This is a genomic window from Sphingopyxis sp. HIX (assembly GCF_001468285.1).
Taxonomy (GTDB): Bacteria; Pseudomonadota; Alphaproteobacteria; order Sphingomonadales; family Sphingomonadaceae; genus Sphingopyxis.
Genome location: NZ_LNSB01000051.1, coordinates 19,741 through 39,409 on the forward strand (window position 1 = coordinate 19,741; position 19,669 = coordinate 39,409).

General features: G+C 65.9%; 12 protein-coding genes. 6 read left to right on the forward strand and 6 right to left on the reverse strand.

What is annotated here, in order from left to right; genetic code table 11:
• Positions 1 to 87 precede the first annotated feature (87 nt).
• Entirely contained in the window at positions 88 to 456 is a 369-nt protein-coding gene (locus ATE62_RS19675; RefSeq protein WP_058809350.1) for a hypothetical protein, read from the forward strand.
• On the opposite strand, the gene ATE62_RS19680 is transcribed toward ATE62_RS19675, so the two are convergent.
• Positions 453 to 953 (reverse strand): hypothetical protein, encoded by a 501-nt coding sequence (locus tag ATE62_RS19680; RefSeq protein WP_058809352.1) that lies wholly within the window; start codon positions 951 to 953, stop codon positions 453 to 455. The two genes, ATE62_RS19675 and ATE62_RS19680, sit on opposite strands and share 4 nt — an antisense overlap.
• 236 nt (positions 954 to 1,189) lie before the next feature.
• Between ATE62_RS19680 and ATE62_RS23730 the strand changes: the two genes are divergently transcribed.
• From ATE62_RS23730 to ATE62_RS23445, 3 genes are all read left to right on the forward strand, one after another.
• Positions 1,190 to 1,525 carry a UrcA family protein gene (locus ATE62_RS23730; protein WP_058809353.1) on the forward strand — a complete coding sequence of 112 codons (336 nt, stop codon included), beginning with the start codon at positions 1,190 to 1,192 and terminating at the stop codon, positions 1,523 to 1,525.
• A gap of 220 nt (positions 1,526 to 1,745) precedes the next feature.
• Positions 1,746 to 5,804 carry a beta strand repeat-containing protein gene (locus ATE62_RS24055; RefSeq protein WP_058809354.1) on the forward strand — a complete coding sequence of 1,353 codons (4,059 nt, stop codon included), beginning with the start codon at positions 1,746 to 1,748 and terminating at the stop codon, positions 5,802 to 5,804.
• A gap of 167 nt (positions 5,805 to 5,971) precedes the next feature.
• Entirely contained in the window at positions 5,972 to 9,685 is a 3,714-nt protein-coding gene (locus ATE62_RS23445; protein WP_156420616.1) for a hypothetical protein, read from the forward strand.
• Positions 9,686 to 9,694: 9 nt separating this feature from the next.
• Here ATE62_RS23445 and ATE62_RS19700 read toward each other — a convergent pair whose 3' ends face one another.
• The 4 genes from ATE62_RS19700 to ATE62_RS19715 form a co-directional block, all read right to left on the reverse strand.
• On the reverse strand, positions 9,695 to 10,426 hold the full coding sequence (locus ATE62_RS19700) for a LytR/AlgR family response regulator transcription factor (RefSeq protein WP_058809356.1): 732 nt from the start codon (positions 10,424 to 10,426) through the stop codon (positions 9,695 to 9,697).
• 4 nt (positions 10,427 to 10,430) lie between these two features.
• Entirely contained in the window at positions 10,431 to 11,606 is a 1,176-nt protein-coding gene (locus tag ATE62_RS19705; RefSeq protein WP_058809357.1) for a sensor histidine kinase, read from the reverse strand.
• Between the two features lie 106 nt (positions 11,607 to 11,712).
• Complete coding sequence (locus ATE62_RS19710; protein ID WP_231736328.1) at positions 11,713 to 13,176, reverse strand: MATE family efflux transporter; 1,464 nt, start codon at positions 13,174 to 13,176, stop codon at positions 11,713 to 11,715.
• A gap of 154 nt (positions 13,177 to 13,330) precedes the next feature.
• Positions 13,331 to 16,162, reverse strand: a complete 2,832-nt coding sequence (locus ATE62_RS19715) for a valine--tRNA ligase (RefSeq protein WP_058809358.1) — start codon at positions 16,160 to 16,162, stop codon at positions 13,331 to 13,333.
• Between the two features lie 86 nt (positions 16,163 to 16,248).
• Here ATE62_RS19715 and ATE62_RS19720 point away from each other — a divergent pair, with 86 nt between their 5' ends.
• Positions 16,249 to 16,596: a cupin domain-containing protein gene (locus ATE62_RS19720; RefSeq protein WP_197411723.1), complete on the forward strand. Its 348-nt coding sequence runs from the start codon at positions 16,249 to 16,251 to the stop codon at positions 16,594 to 16,596.
• A 16-nt stretch (positions 16,597 to 16,612) separates the two neighbouring features.
• On the opposite strand, the gene ATE62_RS19725 is transcribed toward ATE62_RS19720, so the two are convergent.
• A complete protein-coding gene (locus ATE62_RS19725; RefSeq protein ID WP_058809359.1) occupies positions 16,613 to 18,682 on the reverse strand; it encodes a dipeptidyl-peptidase 5 in 2,070 nt (689 codons plus the stop codon).
• Positions 18,683 to 18,818: 136 nt separating this feature from the next.
• Between ATE62_RS19725 and ATE62_RS19730 the strand changes: the two genes are divergently transcribed.
• Complete coding sequence (locus ATE62_RS19730) at positions 18,819 to 19,508, forward strand: HPP family protein (protein WP_331458548.1); 690 nt, start codon at positions 18,819 to 18,821, stop codon at positions 19,506 to 19,508.
• The last annotated feature ends 161 nt before the right edge of the window (positions 19,509 to 19,669 follow it).

Sequence of the window (19,669 nt, forward strand, 5' to 3'; positions counted from 1 at the left end):
CGGCGCAAGGCGCGGCGGTCAAATGGTGCGGAACGCCCGATGCCGGTGCGCGTTCTGGTCGCAGGATACCTCATAAGGAGAGCTTCGATGACGAAGACCTTGTTCATGGCGGCGAGCGCGCTGGCGCTGATCGCCGTTCCGGCGCACGCGTTCGAGCCGCTGCCCGACGGCACGACCACCGAGGAGCGCGCCAACACCGCGCGGCTCAACGCCGAGCAGAAGGCGCGCGCCGACGCCGAGACCGCAGCCTATCAGCAGCAGGTCGCCGCGGTGGCGCAGGCCGAGGCGAACTCGCAGGCGGTCTTTGCGGAGGAAACCGCCGCCTATGAAGCCGAAAAGGCGCGCGTCGCGGCGATGTCGGCCGAAGAGCGGATCAAATGGGAAGCCGATGTCGCGGCGTGCAAGGCCGGCGATACCACGCGCTGCGCCACGCCCGCGGTGCCGCCGAAGCCCTAATCGACCACCGCATCCGGCGGGCCGGGCGGCTGTTCGCCCGCCGGGGCGACGGCCAGGGTGGCGATCACCGGCGGCGGCGCGTCGGCGGCCGACGCCGCGACCTCGACCGGCACCGGAGGCTGCATGACGATGGTTCGCGCGGCGGCGGGATCGTCGAAGCGGCCGCCATAGGCGTAATCGTCGGTCGCCGGCGACGCATAGTCGATCTCGACCGCGCCGAGTTCGCGGAAGGCGTGATCCATCCGTTCGTCGTTCGCCGCCATTTGCGGCATCGCAGCGCCATAGCCGCGGCCGCAGTCGTAGCAGGGTTCGCCAAAGGAGCTGGAGACGCCGAGCGCGTCTGGATTGCCGGCGACTTCGGCGTAGGAGCCATATTCGCTGCCGGCTGCGACCTCGGGCCCGACGACGAAATTGCCGAGCAGCAGCCCCCCGATCGCCCCGATTCCCGCGGCGCCGGCCCAGATCAGGCTTTTCGGATATGCCCCTTTGCCTCGCATGAAGGGGTAACGCCGGGGTGCGGACGGGGTTGCATGACGATTTCGCGACCATCCTCCGTCCATTCGTCGATGCAAAATCGACCTTCGTCCGGAAATCGACCGCTCATTCCGTCCGGTCGAACCCCGAATGCGCAGCGGGGCCGCACCCGGTATCTCTCCAAATGCGGGATACGGGGGCGTTGGCCTTCCCCGGTCCGGGCCCTCGTATCTCGCATCCCCCAAGAGAGGACTCCCCCATGGCGAAACTTACCCTGATCCTGCTGGCAGTGCCCCTGGCCCTCACCAGCATCTCCGTTCCTGCCGCCGCGCAGGACAAGAAGAGCGTCGTCGTCCGCTACGACGATCTCAACCTTTCCAGCGCCTCGGGCCGCGACCGGCTGACCACCCGCGTCAAGATGGCGGTGCGCGAAGTGTGCGACACCCGCCTGGCGCAGGGGCTTCGCGCCCAGCAGAAAGCGCGCGAGTGCGCCGACGACACGATGAAGGACACCGATGTGAAACTGGCCAGCCTGTTCAACGGCGCCGGCACCGCGGTGGCCGATCGCGGCTCGGTGGTCGTCGCCGCGCCCTGAGCGGCTGCCACATCGATCGTCGGGCAGAGGGGGGTGCGTCGCGGACGCATCCCCTTTCGCCGTCGGCAAAGCCCGATCGGCCGTCCGGTTCGCCCAAGCGTCATCATGCCGCAGATCGCGACGGCGCGAGGCGGGTTCCCTAACTCATCTCGCCGCTAAAGCAATTGCGTTTCAACCTTTTGCCCTATAGTCCAGAGGCTCATCGGATGGGGGAATTGGGGTGGCGAATTTTCAGGGCGGTCCGGGCTCGGACAGCTATGTGGGAACCGGCGGTGCGGATACGATCGATGGCGCCGGCGGCGACGACACGCTGGCGGGAGCCGGCGGCGCCGATACCATCGACGGCGGAGACGGCAACGACACGCTCTACAGCGGCGATCCCAGCGCTTATTATGAGCGGCCCTATTTCGATAATCCGTTCATCGCGCCGACGCTCGATACCGGCACCGAACGCGACACGTTGCGCGGTGGTGCCGGCGCTGACCGGCTGTTTGCGGGCTTCGGCGACAATGTCGACGGGGGTGCCGATTTCGATCGCCTGCTGATCAGCTTCAGCGGGGCGACGTCGGGGCTGACCATCAACACCGGCGCCTTCCTGGCCGGGGTGACGATCGGCGGCGGCACGATCGTCAATATCGAAACCGTCGACTGGCTCGAAGGCACTAATTTCGCCGACACGATCAATGGCGCTGCGATGTCGGCGCAGGCGCCGATTTTCGCCCTTGGTGGCGACGACAATATCCTCGCGGGCGAGTTCACCGGCAATATCTATGGCGGCGCGGGCAACGACACGATCGACATGCGCATCCCCTTTTATCGCGGCGGCATCGCCTATGGCGAAGAGGGCGATGACATCATCCACGCCGGCGAACAGGGACGCGGGTTCGGCGGCGCGGGCAACGATCGGATCACCGGCGGTTCGGAGGCCCACGGCGGCGATGGCGACGATATCATTGCGGCGGGCAACGGAATCAGCAGCGCCGATTACGGCTATTTTGGCGACGCAGGCAACGACAGGCTGACGGGCAACGAGGGTTCGAGCGAACGGGCCGACAATCTCTACGGCGGCGACGGCGCCGACATCCTCTACGGACTCGACGGGAACGATCTGCTCAAATCGGGCAACAACGGGCCCGACACGGGGGCGGAGCACGACCAGCTGTTCGGGGGTACCGGCAACGACTATCTGTCGTTCGGCTACGGCGACGATGCCGACGGCGGCGATGGCTTCGATACCGTCTACATCGACCTGACCGGCGCCCCCGGCGGCCTGACGCTGAACATCAGCGGCGCCAATTCGACGATCGGTGGCGGGGTCATTACCAATATCGAGCGGATCGACACGCTGACCGCCACCGCTTTCGCCGATACGATCACGGTCGGACATTTCGCCGATCTGGTCTTTATCAACGGCGGCGACGGCGACGACAGGATCACCGCGACGACGAGCAGCGTCCGGGTCACCGGCGGGCTCGGCAACGACGTGCTCACCGGAGGCAGCGCCAACGACACGCTCGAGGGCGGCGAGGGCAACGACCGGCTGAACGGCGGCGGTGGGATCGATATTCTGTACGCCGGCGAAGGCAATGATACGATCGACGGCGGAGACGGGGTCGACGAAATCTTTGCCGGCGACGGCGACGATGTCATCATCGGCAGCGCCGGCCACGATTTCATCCGCGGCCAAGGCGGGTTCGATACCGCCGATTTCTCGGCCTCCGCGACGGGGTTGGCGATCCACCAGGTCGATTTCCTCGATTTCGGGCCGTTCACCGGCGACGTCACCTTGCACGAAGTCGAGACGATCGTCGGAACGGGCTTCGCCGACGAAATTCGCGGGTCGTCGGTCGGCGAGACGATGCGGGGCGGTGGCGGCGACGACCGGCTCTACGGTGGCAGCGGGATCGACACGCTGCAGGGCGGCAGCGGCAACGACCTGCTCGACGGCGGGTTCGAGGGCGACCGGATGGAAGGCGGCATCGGCGACGATCTCTATATCGTCGATGTCGCGGGCGATACCGTCGTCGAAACCGCCGGCGGCGGCCGCGACACGGTGCGCGTCGGCTTCTCCTACACGCTCGGAACCGCGGTCGAGCGGCTCGAGCTGCAGGGCAGCGAGGCGATCAACGGCACGGGCAATGAACTCGACAACGACTTGATCGGCAACAGCGCGATCAATCGCCTCGAGGGCGGTGCGGGCAACGACCTGCTCGATGGCGGAGGGGCGGCCGACACGCTCTTCGGCGGCACCGGCAACGATCGCCTGCTCGGCGGTGCCGGCAACGACATCCTCGATCCCGGTACGGGGGTCGATCGTGTCGAAGGTGGTTCGGGCGCCGACACGATCAATTTTTCGGCGGCCCTGTCGTCGAGCACGCCCACCGGCGTCGGACTGATCGACGGCGGTGCGGACAGCGACGTCATGGATCTGCGCAACGTGGGTCCCACCGCGGCAGGAACGATCGAGGCCGAGCCCGGGCGGTTCGCCTTCGGCATCATCGTCGGCACCCAGCGCTTCGAAGTGATTGCGGTCGAACGCATCCTGTTCGGCAATGCCAACGACACCGTCGGCGTGCCGCCGGGCTACACCGGCTCGGTCGAGCTGCGCGCCGGGGGCGGCAACGACAGCATCACGGCGGAGGGATCGTCCAAATTCTACGGCGAGGACGGCGACGATAATTTCTTCCTGTCGGGCGTGTTCGGGCGCACCGTTTCGGGCCTCGTCGATGGCGGCGCCGGGCGCGACCAGCTCAACCTCAACATCGCCTTCACGGTCGATCTGACGACCGGCATCGCCCGCGCGGGCGATGCGACCTATTCGGTGCGCGGCTTCGAACATATCCGCGCGGCGGCGACCGGCGGCTACCTCACCACCATCCTCGGCTCGGCGGCGGCGGAGACGATCGAGGTCAATGCGCAGTTCGACGACGGGTCGGTCGGCGTGGTCTTCGACGGCCGCGGCGGCGACGATATCCTGAACGGCAGCAAGGGCGCCGACGAACTGCGCGGCGGCAGCGGCAACGACGTGATCGACGGGCGCGCGGGCACCGATCAGCTCTTCGGCGGTCTCGGCAACGATATCTTCTATGTCGATCGCACCGGCGACATCGTCTTCGAAAATGCCGGCGAAGGGACCGACACCGCGGTCGCCAGCGCCAGCTTCTATCTCTACGCCAATATCGAGAACCTGACCCTCGCGGCGGGCGTCGGCAATATCTTCGGCGTGGGCAACGAGCTCGCGAACACGATCCTCGGCAACGAGGGGGAAAATCTGCTGATCGCCGGCGCGGGCGCCGACATCGTCCGCGGCGGCGCCGCGCGCGACGCGATTTTCGGCGAGGACGGCGACGACCAGCTCTTCGGCGAAGCGGGAATCGACTATATCGTGGCGGGCGCCGGCAACGACATGATCGCGGGCGGCAAGGACGCGGATGAAATCTACGGCGGCGACGGCGACGATTATATCTACGGCGGCAACAATGGCGGCAGCATCGCCGACGCGGATTTCTCGACCGACATTCTCGTTGGCGGCGCCGGGAATGATTTCATCAACGGCGGAGAATCTTTTTATCCCAGCGGCAACGGTCTTGGCGATTACGACCTGATGTACGGAAACGAAGGCGACGACCGCTATGTCGTCGACACGCCAGCCGACCTTGTTTTCGAAAATGCCGGCGAGGGCAATGACACTGTTTACGCCGGGATCGAGGGCGCCGGCTATTATCTCTATGCCAATATCGAAAATCTGTTCCTGGAGGGAACCACGCCCTTTGGGGTCGGAAACGATCTGGACAATGTGATGGGCGGCAATGCCGTGGACAATTATCTGCTCGGCGGCGCGGGCAACGATACGCTCGACGGCCGGGGCGGCAACGACGTGCTGTTCGGCGAGGCGGGGAATGATATCTTCGTCTTCACGGGCGGCGCCGGATCGGACGTCATCGGCGACTTCACCCGCGGACAGGACCGCATCGACCTCAGCGCGCTCGGCATCACCGGCCTCGCGCAGATCAGCGGCGGCTTCGTGCAGGACGGCAATGTCGGCGCGATCCGTCTCGCCTCGGGCGACCTGATCGTGCTGCACAATGTCCAGATGTCCGCGCTGACCGCGGGCGACTTCATCTTCGCGAGCAGTCCGGCCAAGATGGACGCGTTCGCGGACATGGCGATGCTCGCACAGGATGCCTTCGATGGCGGCAGCGATGCGCCGCTCTTCGGCGACCAGGGCGCCGAAATCTGGCTGAACCTCTACGCGCGCGAGGCGGTGCTGTTCGGCTGAGGGACCGGGTCAGCCCTTGTTGCCAGACGAGACGATGAAAGCGGCCAAGCCCCGCTATGGTCGCTTTCATCCTTTATCGAACCCGGGCGTATCGAGCCGCTATATTGCCTTTTCCGGATAATCCCGCATAGCTGCCAGTAATTCGAGGGAAATTTTGGGGGTATTACGTGCGTTTGATTCCGGTGCCGCCGGCTCCTCCGGGGCCGCTCAATCACAATCCCGCCCTCGCCGCCGGCCCCAATTGGACCATCGCCAACGGCCAATATGTGCGAGTCGAGAATATCGAGGCCTATGGCGGTCCGATCAATACCACATACAACAGCTTCACGAACAACGGATCGCTGTTCAACCACACCGAATCGCCGGTTGGAACCGCCAATCTGGTGCCATCCATCCGCGCGGCGACGATCAGCAATTCGGGCACCGTCGTCTACACCAGCGACGGGGGTATTTCGTCGTCGATCAAAATCTTCATCACCGGTCATCAATTCACCAACAGCGGCCAGATTTTTGCCATCGCGTCGGGCAGCACCTTTGCCAAGGTCGTCGATCTTTCGGGGCCGGACGCGGTACTGGAAAATACGGGGCTGATGGCCTCATTTTCCGCGAACGCCGGATCGGTCGCCGTGTCGTCCTATTCGAGCGGAACGATCAACAACCGCGCCGGCGGCACCATCCTGTCCGAAGGCAAGAATGCCATCGGCGTGGCAATGGCCGGGATATCCTGGGGAGGGGCGGCGCTCAACAATTGGGGGCGCATCGAAGCCGCGTCGACCGAGGGTGGCGCGCTCGCCATCGGCGTCGACATGTATATGGGCACGGTGACCAATCGCGGCACGATCGCGGGCGACATCGGCGTGACGCTGCTCGGAACGCTCGACAACCATGGCGTGATTTCCGGGCCGGTCGCGGTCTATGTGTATGAATTCGGCTATGTAAACAACCATGTCGGCGGCAGGATCGAAGGCGACGTCGTCGGTGGGACGCGCGATCTCAACCTTGTCAACGAAGGGTTGATCGTCGGCAACGTCCGTGGCGGCACGACACAGGACGTCATCTCGAACGTCGGCGCCGGCGCGGTCGATGGCAATGTCTATCTCGGGCTGGGCAACGACCGCTTTACCGGTGCCGGGGCGCGGGACCGGGTCACCGGAGACGCCGGCAACGACACCGTCGATGGCGCCGCCGGCGACGACCTCCTGCTCGGCGGCGCAGGCAACGATATTCTGCTGGGCGGCGCGGGCAATGACGGCCTGTTCGGCGAGTCGGGCAACGACCGGATCGTGACCTCGGGGGCCGACATCGTCGATGGCGGCGCCGGGAACGATCGTATCGAGCTTGGCGACTATGCGTTTCGCTCGATCGCTGGCGGTGGAGGGAATGACACGCTGGTCCTCGCGGCGGGGAGCCGGAGCATCGACGTCTCGGCTATCGTCGCCAGCGGGCGCGTCAGCGGCATCGAGACGATCGAGATGCAAGCCGGCCAGTCGCTCGCGCTCCGGGTCGGCGATGTGAAGACGCTGACCGATACGGGGCAGCGGCTCCGGATCGACGGCGTCGCCGGCAACCAGGTCATGCTGGTGGGCGCATGGCAGGCCGCGGGCGAGATCGTCGACGGCGGCGTGCGATATCTGGTCTATCAGTCCGAAGGCCGTTTCGTGGAGGTTCTTGCGGCGATCACCGCGCAGGCGAACGTCGCCGATCCCAATTTCGGCGGCCTCGATGCGATCGGGGCGGGCGCCGTCGCATGGGTGCCCGGCACGGCATCGGGTCTCGATTTTTCGCAGAGCGAGTTTTTCTTCGACAATTTCGAAGTGATCGAGACGCTCGAAGTGCCCGAAGAGCATCTCTGGTACAACATAGGTTTCAACCCGGTGATGACCGGCCGCTTCGATAGCTCCAACGTCAACGTCTACGGGACGGTGCTGGCGGTGAACGAGGAAGTGAAGACGGCGATTGCCATCGAGTTCGACGGCTTCGGCCGTGTCGAAAATTACGGCAGGATCGCGGCTTTTGTGACGGGCACGCAGGATTATCCGCTGATAGCCGGCTATTATCCGCTCCAGCCCTATGGCGCCTATGGCGTTCGGGAGGCCTTCGCGCTCCGCAACGAAGGGGTGATCGAGGTCGAATCCGCGGTCAGCTGGGCGGTGGGCGCGGGCCGGATGCTGATCGAATTTTTCGACTATGACCGGAACGGCGATCTCTCCCAGATCGATTTCTTTCCGCACCAGCCCATCAATCAGTTCGACAACAAGGGCCTCATCTCGGCAACGGCGATGGGATCCAACGCGGTTGCCATCGGGGCAGTGACCTATGATGCGCGGAACGATGGCGACATCGAAGCGGCCGGCGGCCGGCTGGCCATCGGGCTCCATTCGTCGCTGCAGGTCGTGAACAGCGGCTCGATCGTCGCGGTGGGCAACGGGCCGGCGATCGGTGTCGTATTCTCCGGTGGCAGCCAGGCCTATATCCTTGAAAACAGCGGTACGATCGTGGGCGATTACGCGCTGCTCATACAGGTGGAGCATGTGAACCCGCGTGGTGTCACGGTCCGTAACTCCGGGCTGATGATCGGGACGGTCGCGACGTCGACGGTGGCCGACCTTGTGATCAACACGGGCCGTATCGAGGGCGCGGTGATGTTGGGCGGTGCCGCGGATACCTATGACGGGCGTGGCGGCGGGATCGTAACCGGCGGCGTCTTCGGCGGTGCCCGCGACGACCGCTACTTCGTCGATGACCAATCGACGCTGATCTTCGAGAAGCCGAACGAGGGGACCGATATCGTCACGTCGGGGGGCAATTATTACCTCTATGCCAATGTCGAAAACCTGACCCTCGCGGCAGGCGCCGGCAATATCTTCGGCGTGGGCAACGAACTCGCGAACACCATCCTCGGCAACGAAGGCGAAAATCTGCTGATCGCGGGAGCGGGCGCTGACATCGTCCGCGGCGGCGCCGCGCGCGACGCCATTTTCGGCGAGGACGGCGACGACCAGCTCTTCGGCGATGCCGGGATCGACTATATCGTCGGCGGCACCGGCAAGGACGTCATCGACGGCGGCGCCGACGCCGACGAGATCTATGGCCAGGACGGCGACGATACGCTGATCGGCGGGGTGGGCTTCCACACCGACATCCTCGTCGGCGGCCTCGGCAACGACATATTGCGCGGCGACAGCACGCTCGGCGACTACGACCTGCTTTACGGCAACGAGGGCGACGACCGCTTCTACGTCGATACCCCCGACGACCTCGTGTTCGAGCAGGCGGGGCAGGGCACCGACACCGTCTACGCCAACATCAACGGCGCGGGCTATTATCTCTACGCCAATATCGAAAATCTGGTGCTCGAGGGGAACACGCCCTTCGGCGTCGGCAATGCGCTCGACAACCGGATGACGGGCAACGCCGCGGGCAATTACCTGCTCGGCGGCGCGGGCAACGACACGCTCGACGGCAGGGGCGGCAACGACGTGCTGTTCGGCGAGGCGGGGAACGATGTCTTCGTCTTCACCGCGGGCGGCGGGTCGGACGTCATCGGCGACTTCACCCGCGGACAGGACCGCATCGACCTCAGCGCGCTCGGCATCACCAGCCTCGCGCAGATCAGCGGCGGCTTCGTCCAGGACGGCAATGTCGGCGCGATCCGCCTCGCCTCGGGCGACCTGATCGTGCTGCACAATGTCCAGATGTCCGCGCTGACCGCGGGCGACTTCATCTTCGCGAGCAGTCCGGCCAAGATGGACGCGTTCGCGGACATGGCGATGCTCGCACAGGATGCCTTCGATGGCGGCAGCGATGTGCCGCTCTTCGGCGACCAGGGCGCCGAAATCTGGCTGAACCTCTACGCGCGCGAGGCGGTGCTGTTCGGCTGACCCCGCCGGTCAGCCCTGCATGATCGCCTTGACGTCGTGGAGGTAAGTGCGGCCGATGCGGTGCACCCCGCCTTCGCCGAGATCCACGCTCCAAGCACCGTCGCCATGGTGCTTGAGCCCGGCGATGCCGTCGCGGCGCACCATCTTCGAGCGGTGGATGCGCATGAACTGGTCGGGGTCCATGCGCGCCTCCAGCGACTTGATCGTCTGGTGGATCAGCCAACTGCGTGCGCCGACGTGCAGCCGCATATAATCGCGCTCGGCCTCGATCAAATCGACCTGGCCCGCGTCGATGCGCAGCATCTCGCCGCGGTTCTGAACCCAGAATTCGCCGATCCACTTGCTCTTCGGCGATCGCGTGCGGTCGGTCGCGCGCCATTCGCGCACGCGCGTCAGCGCGCGGCCGAGGCGCTCGGGCGACACGGGTTTCAGCAGATAGTCGACCGCCGCGACGTCGAAGGCGGCGACGGCATATTGGTCGAAGGCGGTCACGAAGATCACCGCGGGCGGATTGTCGAGCTTGTCGATCGCCGCGGCGACGTCGAGTCCGCTGAGGCCCGGCATCGCGATGTCGCAGAGCACCAGGTCGGGCGCCAGCGCCTCGACCAGCCGCAGCGCGGAGGCGCCGTCGGTCGCGGTGCCGACCAACGACACGCCGTCCTGCTGCCCCGCCAGGATCTGCAGCCGTTCGATCGCCAGCGGCTCGTCGTCGACGATCAGCGTCCGCAAAGTCTGGATCATCGTCTCAGCATCCCCCCTGCTGCGACAGCGGCAGCCACAGCGACACGACGAAGCCGCCGTCGTCGGACTTGCCCCATTCGCATCCCGCGGCGGGACCATAGCGCGTCAGCAGCCGTTCGCGAACATTGCCAAGGCCGAGGCCCGTTCCCGACGCCGGGACCGGCGCCTTGGGGTCGATGTCATTCTCGATCCTGAGCACCAACAGGCCATATTCGGCGCTCGCGGTCAGCCGGATCGCTATCGTGCCCTTGCTCGGCGACACGCCATATTTGATCGCATTCTCGATGATCGGCTGCAGGATCAGCACGGGCACGCACGCGTGCTCGAGCTCGCTCGGCATCGCCACCTCGACGTGCAGCCGGTCGGGAAAACGCGTCTGTTCGATGTCGAGATACAGCCGCTGCAGCGCGATCTCCTCGCTCAAGCTGACGAGCTGCTCGGGATCGATCGCCAGGCTCGAGCGCAGGAACGAGGCGAGGTTCATGATCATCGTCTCGGCCTCGGTCTTCGATCCCTTGAGCACCAGCGTCGACAGCGAATTGAGCGTGTTGAACAGGAAGTGCGGGTTGACCTGATAGTGGAGCGCGCGCAGCTGCGCATTCTGCGCCTCGAGGCGATAGCTGTCGGCGCGGCGCTCGACCGCGTGCATCTCGTTCGCATAGCCGAAGGCGACATAGAGCGCCGCCCACACCGCAAAGAAGAAATACCAGCGGATCGAGCTGTCGAGGATCAGCATGAGCTCCCATGCGATCGGATATTTCTGCTGGACCTCGGCGATGATCTTCTCGGCGTCGGGGGTCGGGAACCAGTAGAAGAAGACGAGCAGGTTGATCGCCGCATAGAGGATGACGAGCGGGATCGCGGTCCCCATAGCCGCGGCGAGCCTTGCGCCGAAGCTTTGCGGCTGGACGCGCTGGAGCAGCTGATAGAGGACGAAGGTACACAATATGCCCGCGACGACGACGATCGCGCGGCGCCCGACATAGGCCCATTGCTCGCTCGCCCCGGCCAGCATCGCGAGGCCCGTCGTGATCAGGAAATAGAGCAGCCACATCGCGATGATCGAGCCGATCGCGACGCGCGGATTGACGCGGGCGTCGGAGGCGCGCCAGTCGGGCGCGGCGGCGAGGAATCTGGCGCGGCGATCGCTCTGGGCCAGTTTGCGGTCGGATATATTCATTGCCGCCCTCCTAGACCAAGCCGCGGCCCCATGCGAGTCGGCACTGGGCCGCCAGTCGAACATGGGGGGAAGTTGGTCGAAAGCTGAAGCGCAGATGAACGGCGGTTCAGGCCACGCGCTCGAGCATCGCGCCGCGCCAGCCGCCCCGGCGATACACGATCCACGCCATCGCCAGCGAGGCGAGCGAGGAGAGCGGGAAGCTCCACCACAATATGTCGCTGCCTATCGCGGGATAGCCGAACCAATAGATGCCGAGGCGGATCGGGAACATCGACAGGAACAGGATCAGCAGCGGCGGCACGACCGACCCGTTGGCGCGCAGCGTGCTGATCAGCACGATCGTCGTCCCGAAGGGCAGGAAGGTCCATGTCGCGATCAGCTGGATATTGCGCGCGACCTCGATCGCGGGGCTGCCGCTGCCGAGGAACAGCGCGAGTGCGGCGCGGTCGAAAACCAGGAGCAGAACGATCAGCACCCCGGTCATGCCGAGGTTGATCGCGATCCCGCTGTTGGTCACCGACGCCACCCGGTCCCAGCGGTTCGCGCCGATATTCTGCGCTGCCATCGAGCTCACGGCGGCGCCGACCGCAAGCGCGGGCATCTGGATATAGTTCCACAGCTGCAATGTCGCACCATAGGCGGCGGAGGTCACCAGCCCCTCGCGATTGACCAGACCGACCATGACCAGCCCCGCGCCCGAGATGACGAGCATCTGCGCTCCCATCGGCAGCCCGCGGCCGACGATGAAGCGCAGCTCGCTCCACTTGGGATAGAGGTAGGCGAGCTCGCGGCCGCGGAGGCGCAGCACATGGTTCTTCGCATAGAACCAGCCGATCATGCCCGCGAGGCTGATCGTGCCGGCGAGCGCGGTCGCCAGCGCGCTGCCCGCGATACCGAGCCGCGGGAAGGGGCCGAGGCCAAGGATCAGCACGGGGTTGAAGGCGATGTCGAGCACGACCGCGAGGATCATGAAGCGCAGCGGGGTCACCGCATCGCCCGCGCCGCGCGATGCCATCATCAGCGTGACGCTGAGCATGCTTGCGGGGACGGCAAGGAAGGTCACGCGGAGGTAATCATGCGCGAGCGCAAAGGCCTCGGGCGGGGTTTCCAGCCAGCGCAATATCTGGTCCGACGCGAACCAGCCGATGATCGCGATCACCACCGAGAAGATCAGCGCGAGGCCGATCACGCCGCCCGTCGCGCGGCGCGCGGCGTCGATGTCGCCGCGCCCCATCGACTGGCCGATGAGCACCGTCGCGGCCATACCGAAACCGAAAAAGGCGCCGAACATCAGGAACATGATGATGTTGGCATTGGCGGTCGCGGCGAGCGCGCCTTCGCCGAGGAACTGGCCGACCCAGATCGAATTCACCGACCCCGACAAAGTCTGCAGGATATTCGACGCGAGCGTCGGCAGTGCGAAGAGGATCAGCGTCTTGGCGATCGGCCCCTGCGTGAGGTCCATCCGCCCGCCGCCGCGTGCGGTCTGGCGCGGCGGGACCGGGCTCGCGGCCGGATCCGCTGCCGCCGCGACGGGCGTCGGCGTGACGGGGCCTTCGCCGTCGATCACGAAAAATCCTCCCCGCTCGCGGGGAGGGGGACCGCGCAAAGCGCGGTGGAGGGGGCTGGCGTGTTAACGCGGCGTCGCGCAAGGACGCCACCCCCCTCCGTCAGCCGTTCCGGCTGCCACCTCCCCGCAAGCGGGGAGGAATTTGCGTTATCGCTCACCCCAACCTTGCCAGCGCGGCGGTCAGGCGGTCGGCTTCGGCCTCTTTCGCCGCATGGTCGGCGCGCGCCTTCTCCACCGCTTCGGGCTTGGCGCGCTCGACGAACGACGGGTTGCCCAGGCGCCCGGCGAGGCCGTCGCGCTCCTTGACCGCGGCGGCGAGCGCCTTGGTCAGCCGGTCGCGTTCGGCGGCGATGTCGATCACGCCTTCGAGCGGGACGGTGATCGTTTCGCCCTCGACGACGAGCTGCGCCGAGGCGCCTGCGGGGGCCGGTTCGAAGCTGACGGCCGACAGCCGCGCGATACGCAGAAGGGCCGCGTGAGCAGGATTCACCCGGTTTTGCAGGCTGCTCGGGAAATGCGCGATCAATTTGTCGCCGGGCTTGATCCCCAGTTCGGTCCTGGCCGAGCGCACCTCCCTGATGACCGCGATCAGCCAGTTGATCTGAGCGCGTGCCTCCTGATCGAGATCGGCTTTGGGGTTCGGCCACTGCGCCGTGATCAGAGGGTGGTTCGGACGATCTCCCATCGCGTGCCACAACTCTTCGGTCACGAAGGGCATGAAGGGATGCAGCATCACCAGGATCTGATCCAGCACCCAGCCCGCAACCGAGCGCACCTCGGCGGCGTGCTCGGGATAAATCGCCGCATCCTCGGTAAGGGCGGGCTTGATCAGCTCGAGATACCAGTCGCAGAAGCGGTCCCACGCGAAGCTGTAGATCGCGTTTGCGGCTTCGTCGAAGCGGTAGGCGGCAAGGGCTGTCTCCATCGCGGCAACCGTGTCTGCAACCTCGCCGATGATCCAGCGGTTGACCGGCAGCGTCGCGGCGGGCGCCTCGACGCTGGTCGAGGCCGAAATGCCGTTGGCTTCGCAGAAGCGCGCGGCGTTCCACAGCTTCGTCGCGAAATTGCGATAACCCGCGAGGCGCGCGTCATCCATCTTGATGTCGCGGCCCTGGCTTTCCATCGCCGACATGAAGAAGCGCAGCGCGTCGGCGCCATACTGGTCGATCAGCCCGAGCGGATCGACGACATTGCCCTTCGACTTCGACATCTTCGCGCCGTCGGGCGCGCGGACGAGGCCGTGGAGATACAGCGTCTTCCACGGCACGTCGCCCATGAACTCCATCCCCTGCATCGCCATCCGCGCATCCCAGAAGAACAGGATGTCGAAGCCCGAGATGAGCACATCGTTGGGATAGTGGCGGCGGAGCAGGTCCGTATTCTCGGGCCAGCCGAGCGTCGCGAACGGCCAGAGCGCCGAGGAGAACCAGGTGTCGAGGACGTCGGCGTCGCGAATGAGCGGTACTTTTAGGAAAGATTCTAGCGAGATAGCTTGAAGATATTCCTCCTCATTGTCGAATATCTCGATGTCTCCAGGCTCGACCGAATATCGCGTCGCGGCAAGGGCACGCACTTCTTCTTCATCTTTGGCCACAAGCGGAACGCGCTCAGAATCATGCTCGTGAAGATATTCGTCTTCCAGTTTCGGCCCGTACCAGGCCGGAATCCGATGCCCCCACCAAAGCTGGCGCGACACGCACCACGGCTGGATATTCTCCATCCAGTTGAAGAAGGTCTTTTCCCACGTCTTGGGGACGATGTTGATCCGCCCGTCGCGCACCGCCTGCATGGGAGGCTGTGCCAGCGTTTCGGCGTCGACATACCATTGGTCGGTCAGCCAGGGTTCGATCACCACGCCGCCGCGGTCGCCGAAGGGCGTCTGGATCGTACGCGGCTCGGCGTCATGCTCGCCGCCATCCTTGTCGATGTGCGCGATCAGGAAACCCGCTTCCTTCATCCGCGCCACGACCAGCTCGCGCGCGCCGTCTTTGCCGTTGCGCTTGAAGCGATGCAGGCCCAGATATTCCCCCGGAATCAGCCCATCGGCGGTCTGGATGACGTTGGCATCGCCGTCGAGCATGTTGAGCATCTCGCCGGGCTTGAACCCCGCGCGCTTGCCGACGTCGAAGTCGTTGAAATCATGTCCGGGGGTGATCTTCACCGCGCCGCTGCCCAGTTCAGGATCGGCATGCTCGTCGGCGACCACCTTGAAGCGGCGGCCGGTGATCGGTTGCAGGATATCCTTGCCGATCACGCTCTTGTAGCGCGCATCGTCGGGGTGCACCGCGACTGCCATGTCGGCGAGCATGGTTTCGGGGCGCGTCGTCGCGACCTCGATATAATCGCGGCCGTCGTCGAGCGTCACGCCATCGGCGAGCGGATATTTGAAGTGCCAGAAGCCGCCCTGCACCTCGTGCGTCTCGACCTCGAGGTCCGAGATCGCGGTCTTGAGCTTCGGGTCCCAGTTCACGAGGCGCTTGTCGCGGTAAATCAGCCCCTTCTTGTGCAGGTCGACGAACACCTTGACCACGGCCTTGGTGAAATGCGGGTCCATCGTGAACTGCTCGCGCGACCAGTCCATCGAGCAGCCGAGCCGGCGGAGCTGGCCGGTAATTTGTCCGCCGCTTTCGCCTTTCCACTGCCACACCTTCTCGACGAAATCCTCGCGACTGTAGTTGGTGCGCTTGTCCTGACGCTCCTCCATCTGGCGTTCGACCACCATCTGCGTCGCGATCCCCGCATGGTCCATGCCGACCACCCACAAAGCATCCTTGCCGCGCAGTCGCTCGTAGCGGATCAGCACGTCCTGCAGCGTGTTGTCGAGCGCATGGCCGATGTGCAGCGCGCCGGTGACGTTCGGCGGCGGGTTGACGATCGTGAACGGCGTCGCGTCGGGACGCGCGGGGCGAAACAGCCCGCGGCTTTCCCATTCATGGGCCCATTTCGCCTCGATAGCGGCGGGATCGAAAGTTTTTTCCATCGGCATAGCCGGGCGCCTTTGCCAGCCGGGGCGCGGGCTGGCAAGCCGGACCGGCAGAGATTAGACTGACGCAGGCTTGCAGGAGCGACGGCATGGACGAAGCGATGCGCAGCGGGGTCATCCGCCTGGCCGACTATGCAGCGAAGATCCCGACCCCCGAAGGCGAGAGATCGGTCCTGGCGCTGAAACGCGGCACGCTCGACGTCCGCCTCTCGATCCCCGTGCCGCCCAACCGCCAGACCCCGCACGAGCAGGACGAACTCTACGCCGTTATCCGCGGCCACGGCGTGCTCATCCACGCCGGCGAACGCACGTCCTTCGCCGCTGGCGACCTGCTCTTCGTCGCCGCCGGGGTCGAGCATCACTACGCCGATTTCAGCGACGACCTCGCGCTATGGCGCATCTTCTATGGCAGGACGGGCGGCGAAATCGCCGGCTGATCCGCCGCCGGCCGGCTCACTTCTTCAGATGCTTGCCCATCCAGCCGAACACCGTCTGATACCATTGCACGCTGTTCTGGCCCTTCAGGATCCAGTGGTTCTCGTCGGGGAATATCAGCAGTTCGCCCTCGACGCCCTGCCGCTGGAGCGCGTTATACGCCGCGAGGCTCTGGCTATAGGGGATGCGGAAATCCTTTTCGCCATGGATCACCAGCGTCGGCGTCTTCCACTTGGTCACATGATTGACCGGATTCCATTTCTCGGCGTCGGTGCGCTGCCACCAGGGGCCGCCATGGTCCCATTCGTCGAACCACAATTCCTCGGTCTCGAACGCCATCGCGCGCAGGTCGAAGACGCCGGCGTGAGTGACGAGGCATTTGAAGCCATCGGGCCACTGGCCCGCGATCCAGTTCATCATATAGCCGCCGTACGAGCCGCCGAGCGCACAGGCGTTCGCCGTGTCGACATTGGCGTCGGCCGCGCCCGCGGCGGCGAGGCCGAGCTTCAAATCCTCGAGCGGCTTGCCGCCCCAGTCCTTGTTGATGCTGTCGGTGAAGGCCTGGCCATAGCCCGTCGATCCGTGGAAATCGATCGTCACCGCGGCATAGCCCGGCGCCGAGAAGAGCCGCGGGTTCCAGCGCGTCGACCAGCTGTTGCCGAAGCTCGACTGCGGCCCGCCATGGACGAGGAAAGCCACCGGGATCTTGCCCTTGGTGTCGGCAGTCTTGCCGATCTGCCCCCACACGGTGTCGCCGTTCGCGCCCTTGAAGCTGAAGCGCTTGGCATCGACTGGGTCGATCCCGGCCATCTGGTCCCGGTTGACGTCGGTCAGGCGCGTCACCTTGCCCTTGGCATCGCGCGTCCAGAGGTCGGTCGGTACCGCGACGCTGTTGCGCGAATAGAGCAAAGCGCCGCCGGGCAGCACGGTCACGTCGCCGATATTGCCTTGATATTCTTCGGCGGTGGCCTTGAGCTTCTCGACCTTGCCGCTCTTGGCGTCGACCTTGAACACCGGATGGTCGAGCACGTCCTGTGCGGTGACATAGAGCGATTTGCCGTCGGCCGCCCAGGCGATCGAGCCGACCGAACGGTCCCATGCGTCGGTGAGCTTGCGCGTCTCGCCGGTCGCAAGCTCTCGGAGCATCAGCACCTGCCGGTCGGCCTCGTACCCCGGACGCGCCATCGCCGCATAGGCGAGCCACTTGCCGTCGGGCGAGGGGGCGGGGAGGGTGTCGGTCGCCTGATTGTCCGCGGTCAGATTGACCGGCATCATCCGGCTGTCGACCAGCCAGCTGTAGATGTCGAGGTTGGTCGAGGTCGGCTCGTCCTTGTCGGCCTTGCGCAGCGTGAAGAAGATCGTGCGGCTGTCGGCGCCCCACGCCAGTTCCTCGCCGCCGCCGAAGGGCTTCGACGGGCTGTCGCCGGTGAGGCCCGCGTCGGCCGGGCGCGCTGCCGTCGCCTTGCCGCCCTCGAGGTTGAAGATGAACGGGCGGCTGTAGGTGCCGGGGGTCTCCCAGCTGTCCCAGTGGCGCACGAACCCGCTTTCGTCCTTGTAGAGGCGGCCGGTGCCGGGACCGGGCAGTTCGCCCTTGTCCTTCGCCTCGCAGCCGAAGTCGGTGCATTCGCGCGGCACATCGCCCCAGGCGAGCAATTTGCCGCCGTCGGGCGAAATCTTGAAGCCCGACACATCGGCCCTGGTATCGGTGACCTGCGTCGCGCCCGCGCCCGCGGCTTTGGGGTCGATACGCCACACCTGGCTCTTGCCCGAGGCGTTGGAGAGGAAATAGAGGCTGCCATCGGGGTGGAAGGCGGGGGCGCTCTCATTCTTGTCCGCGGTGTCGGCGACGCGCACCGCCACCGCGTCTTTCGCATTGCGATCGACAAGCCACAGCCCGGTCGCGCGCTTGTAGGTCCCCGGCGCCGTCTCGGTCAGCTGATAAACGACCCAGCGCCCGTCGGGCGACGCCGCCGGCGCGGCGACGCGCTTCAGCGTTGCAAGATCCACCTCGGTCATCGGCCGGGCGGAGGCGGGGGCGGAAAGGGCGGCGGCGAGCGCGAAGGCGCTGGGGATGAGGAAGTTACGCATGCAACGGCTTTAGCGGAGCGGCGGGCTGGTTCAAGGACCAACGGGCGGAGAAAGAAGCGCTGGCGCCCCGCCAATCAATCCTCTCTGGCAAATCGTCCGGCTTCGCGGCATCGGCGCGCGGCCGAAGGAGAAATCAGTGACGCAATCGGGGCCGAGTCGCCTGTTCAAACCGCTGCTCGCGGGTGCGAGCCTGCGCGACCGGATGATCGGCAGCGCGGGCGCCTTGCTCGGCATCGGCCTCGCCGGGCTGATCTGCGGCGCCTTGTTTCCGGCGTCGATGCCCTGGCTGATCGCGCCGATGGGGGCGTCGGCGGTGCTGCTGTTCGCGGTGCCGGCGAGCCCGCTCGCGCAGCCCTGGTCGATCGTCGGCGGCAACAGCGTCGCCGCGATCACCGGCATCCTCGTCGCCAATGCCGTCTCGACCCCCGCGCTCGCCGCGGCGCTCGCGGTGGCGACCGCGATCCTGGTGATGTCGCTGCTCCGCTGCCTGCATCCGCCCGGCGGCGCCGTGGCGCTGAGCGCGGTGCTCGGCTGGTCGACCTTCGGCAGCCACGTCGTCGATTTCCTCGTGCCGGTCGTGATCAATTCGGCCGTGCTCGTGGCGATCGGCATCCTCTTCCACCGCTTCTCGGGCCACAGCTACCCGCACCGCGCCCGCGCGATCGAGGGCAAGCCGCCGGTTCCGGCGCCGGTGGGGGTGCAGATGGCGGATATCGACGCCGCGCTCGAGGATTTCGGCGAGACCTTCGACATCAGCCGCGAGGATCTGGCGCTGCTGCTCGAGCGCGCCGAGGTGCATGCGGCGGCGCGGGTGGGGAAGGGGTAGCGGGCTACGGCTTCGGCAGCGGTGATGGCGGTTTTGGGGTGGGGAGCGGACGTACTTAATCCTCCCTGCGGCGAAGCCATGGGGAGGGGGACCATGCGAAGCATGGTGGAGGGGTGCGTGCAGCCGAACTCGGCGTATGACCTCCCGCACCCCTCCACCAC

Bases quoted from the DNA above. Each gene is read 5' to 3' on its own strand.
- ATE62_RS23730 (WP_058809353.1), top strand. From the start codon at position 1,190: ATGGCGAAACTTACCCTGATCCTGCTGGCAGTGCCCCTGGCCCTCACC.
- ATE62_RS19700 (WP_058809356.1), bottom strand. From the start codon at position 10,426: ATGATCCAGACTTTGCGGACGCTGATCGTCGACGACGAGCCGCTGGCG.
- ATE62_RS19720 (WP_197411723.1), top strand. From the start codon at position 16,249: ATGGACGAAGCGATGCGCAGCGGGGTCATCCGCCTGGCCGACTATGCA.
- ATE62_RS19705 (WP_058809357.1), bottom strand. From the start codon at position 11,606: ATGAATATATCCGACCGCAAACTGGCCCAGAGCGATCGCCGCGCCAGA.
- ATE62_RS19715 (WP_058809358.1), bottom strand. From the start codon at position 16,162: ATGCCGATGGAAAAAACTTTCGATCCCGCCGCTATCGAGGCGAAATGG.
- ATE62_RS19680 (WP_058809352.1), bottom strand. From the start codon at position 953: ATGCGAGGCAAAGGGGCATATCCGAAAAGCCTGATCTGGGCCGGCGCC.
- ATE62_RS19675 (WP_058809350.1), top strand. From the start codon at position 88: ATGACGAAGACCTTGTTCATGGCGGCGAGCGCGCTGGCGCTGATCGCC.
- ATE62_RS19725 (WP_058809359.1), bottom strand. From the start codon at position 18,682: ATGCGTAACTTCCTCATCCCCAGCGCCTTCGCGCTCGCCGCCGCCCTT.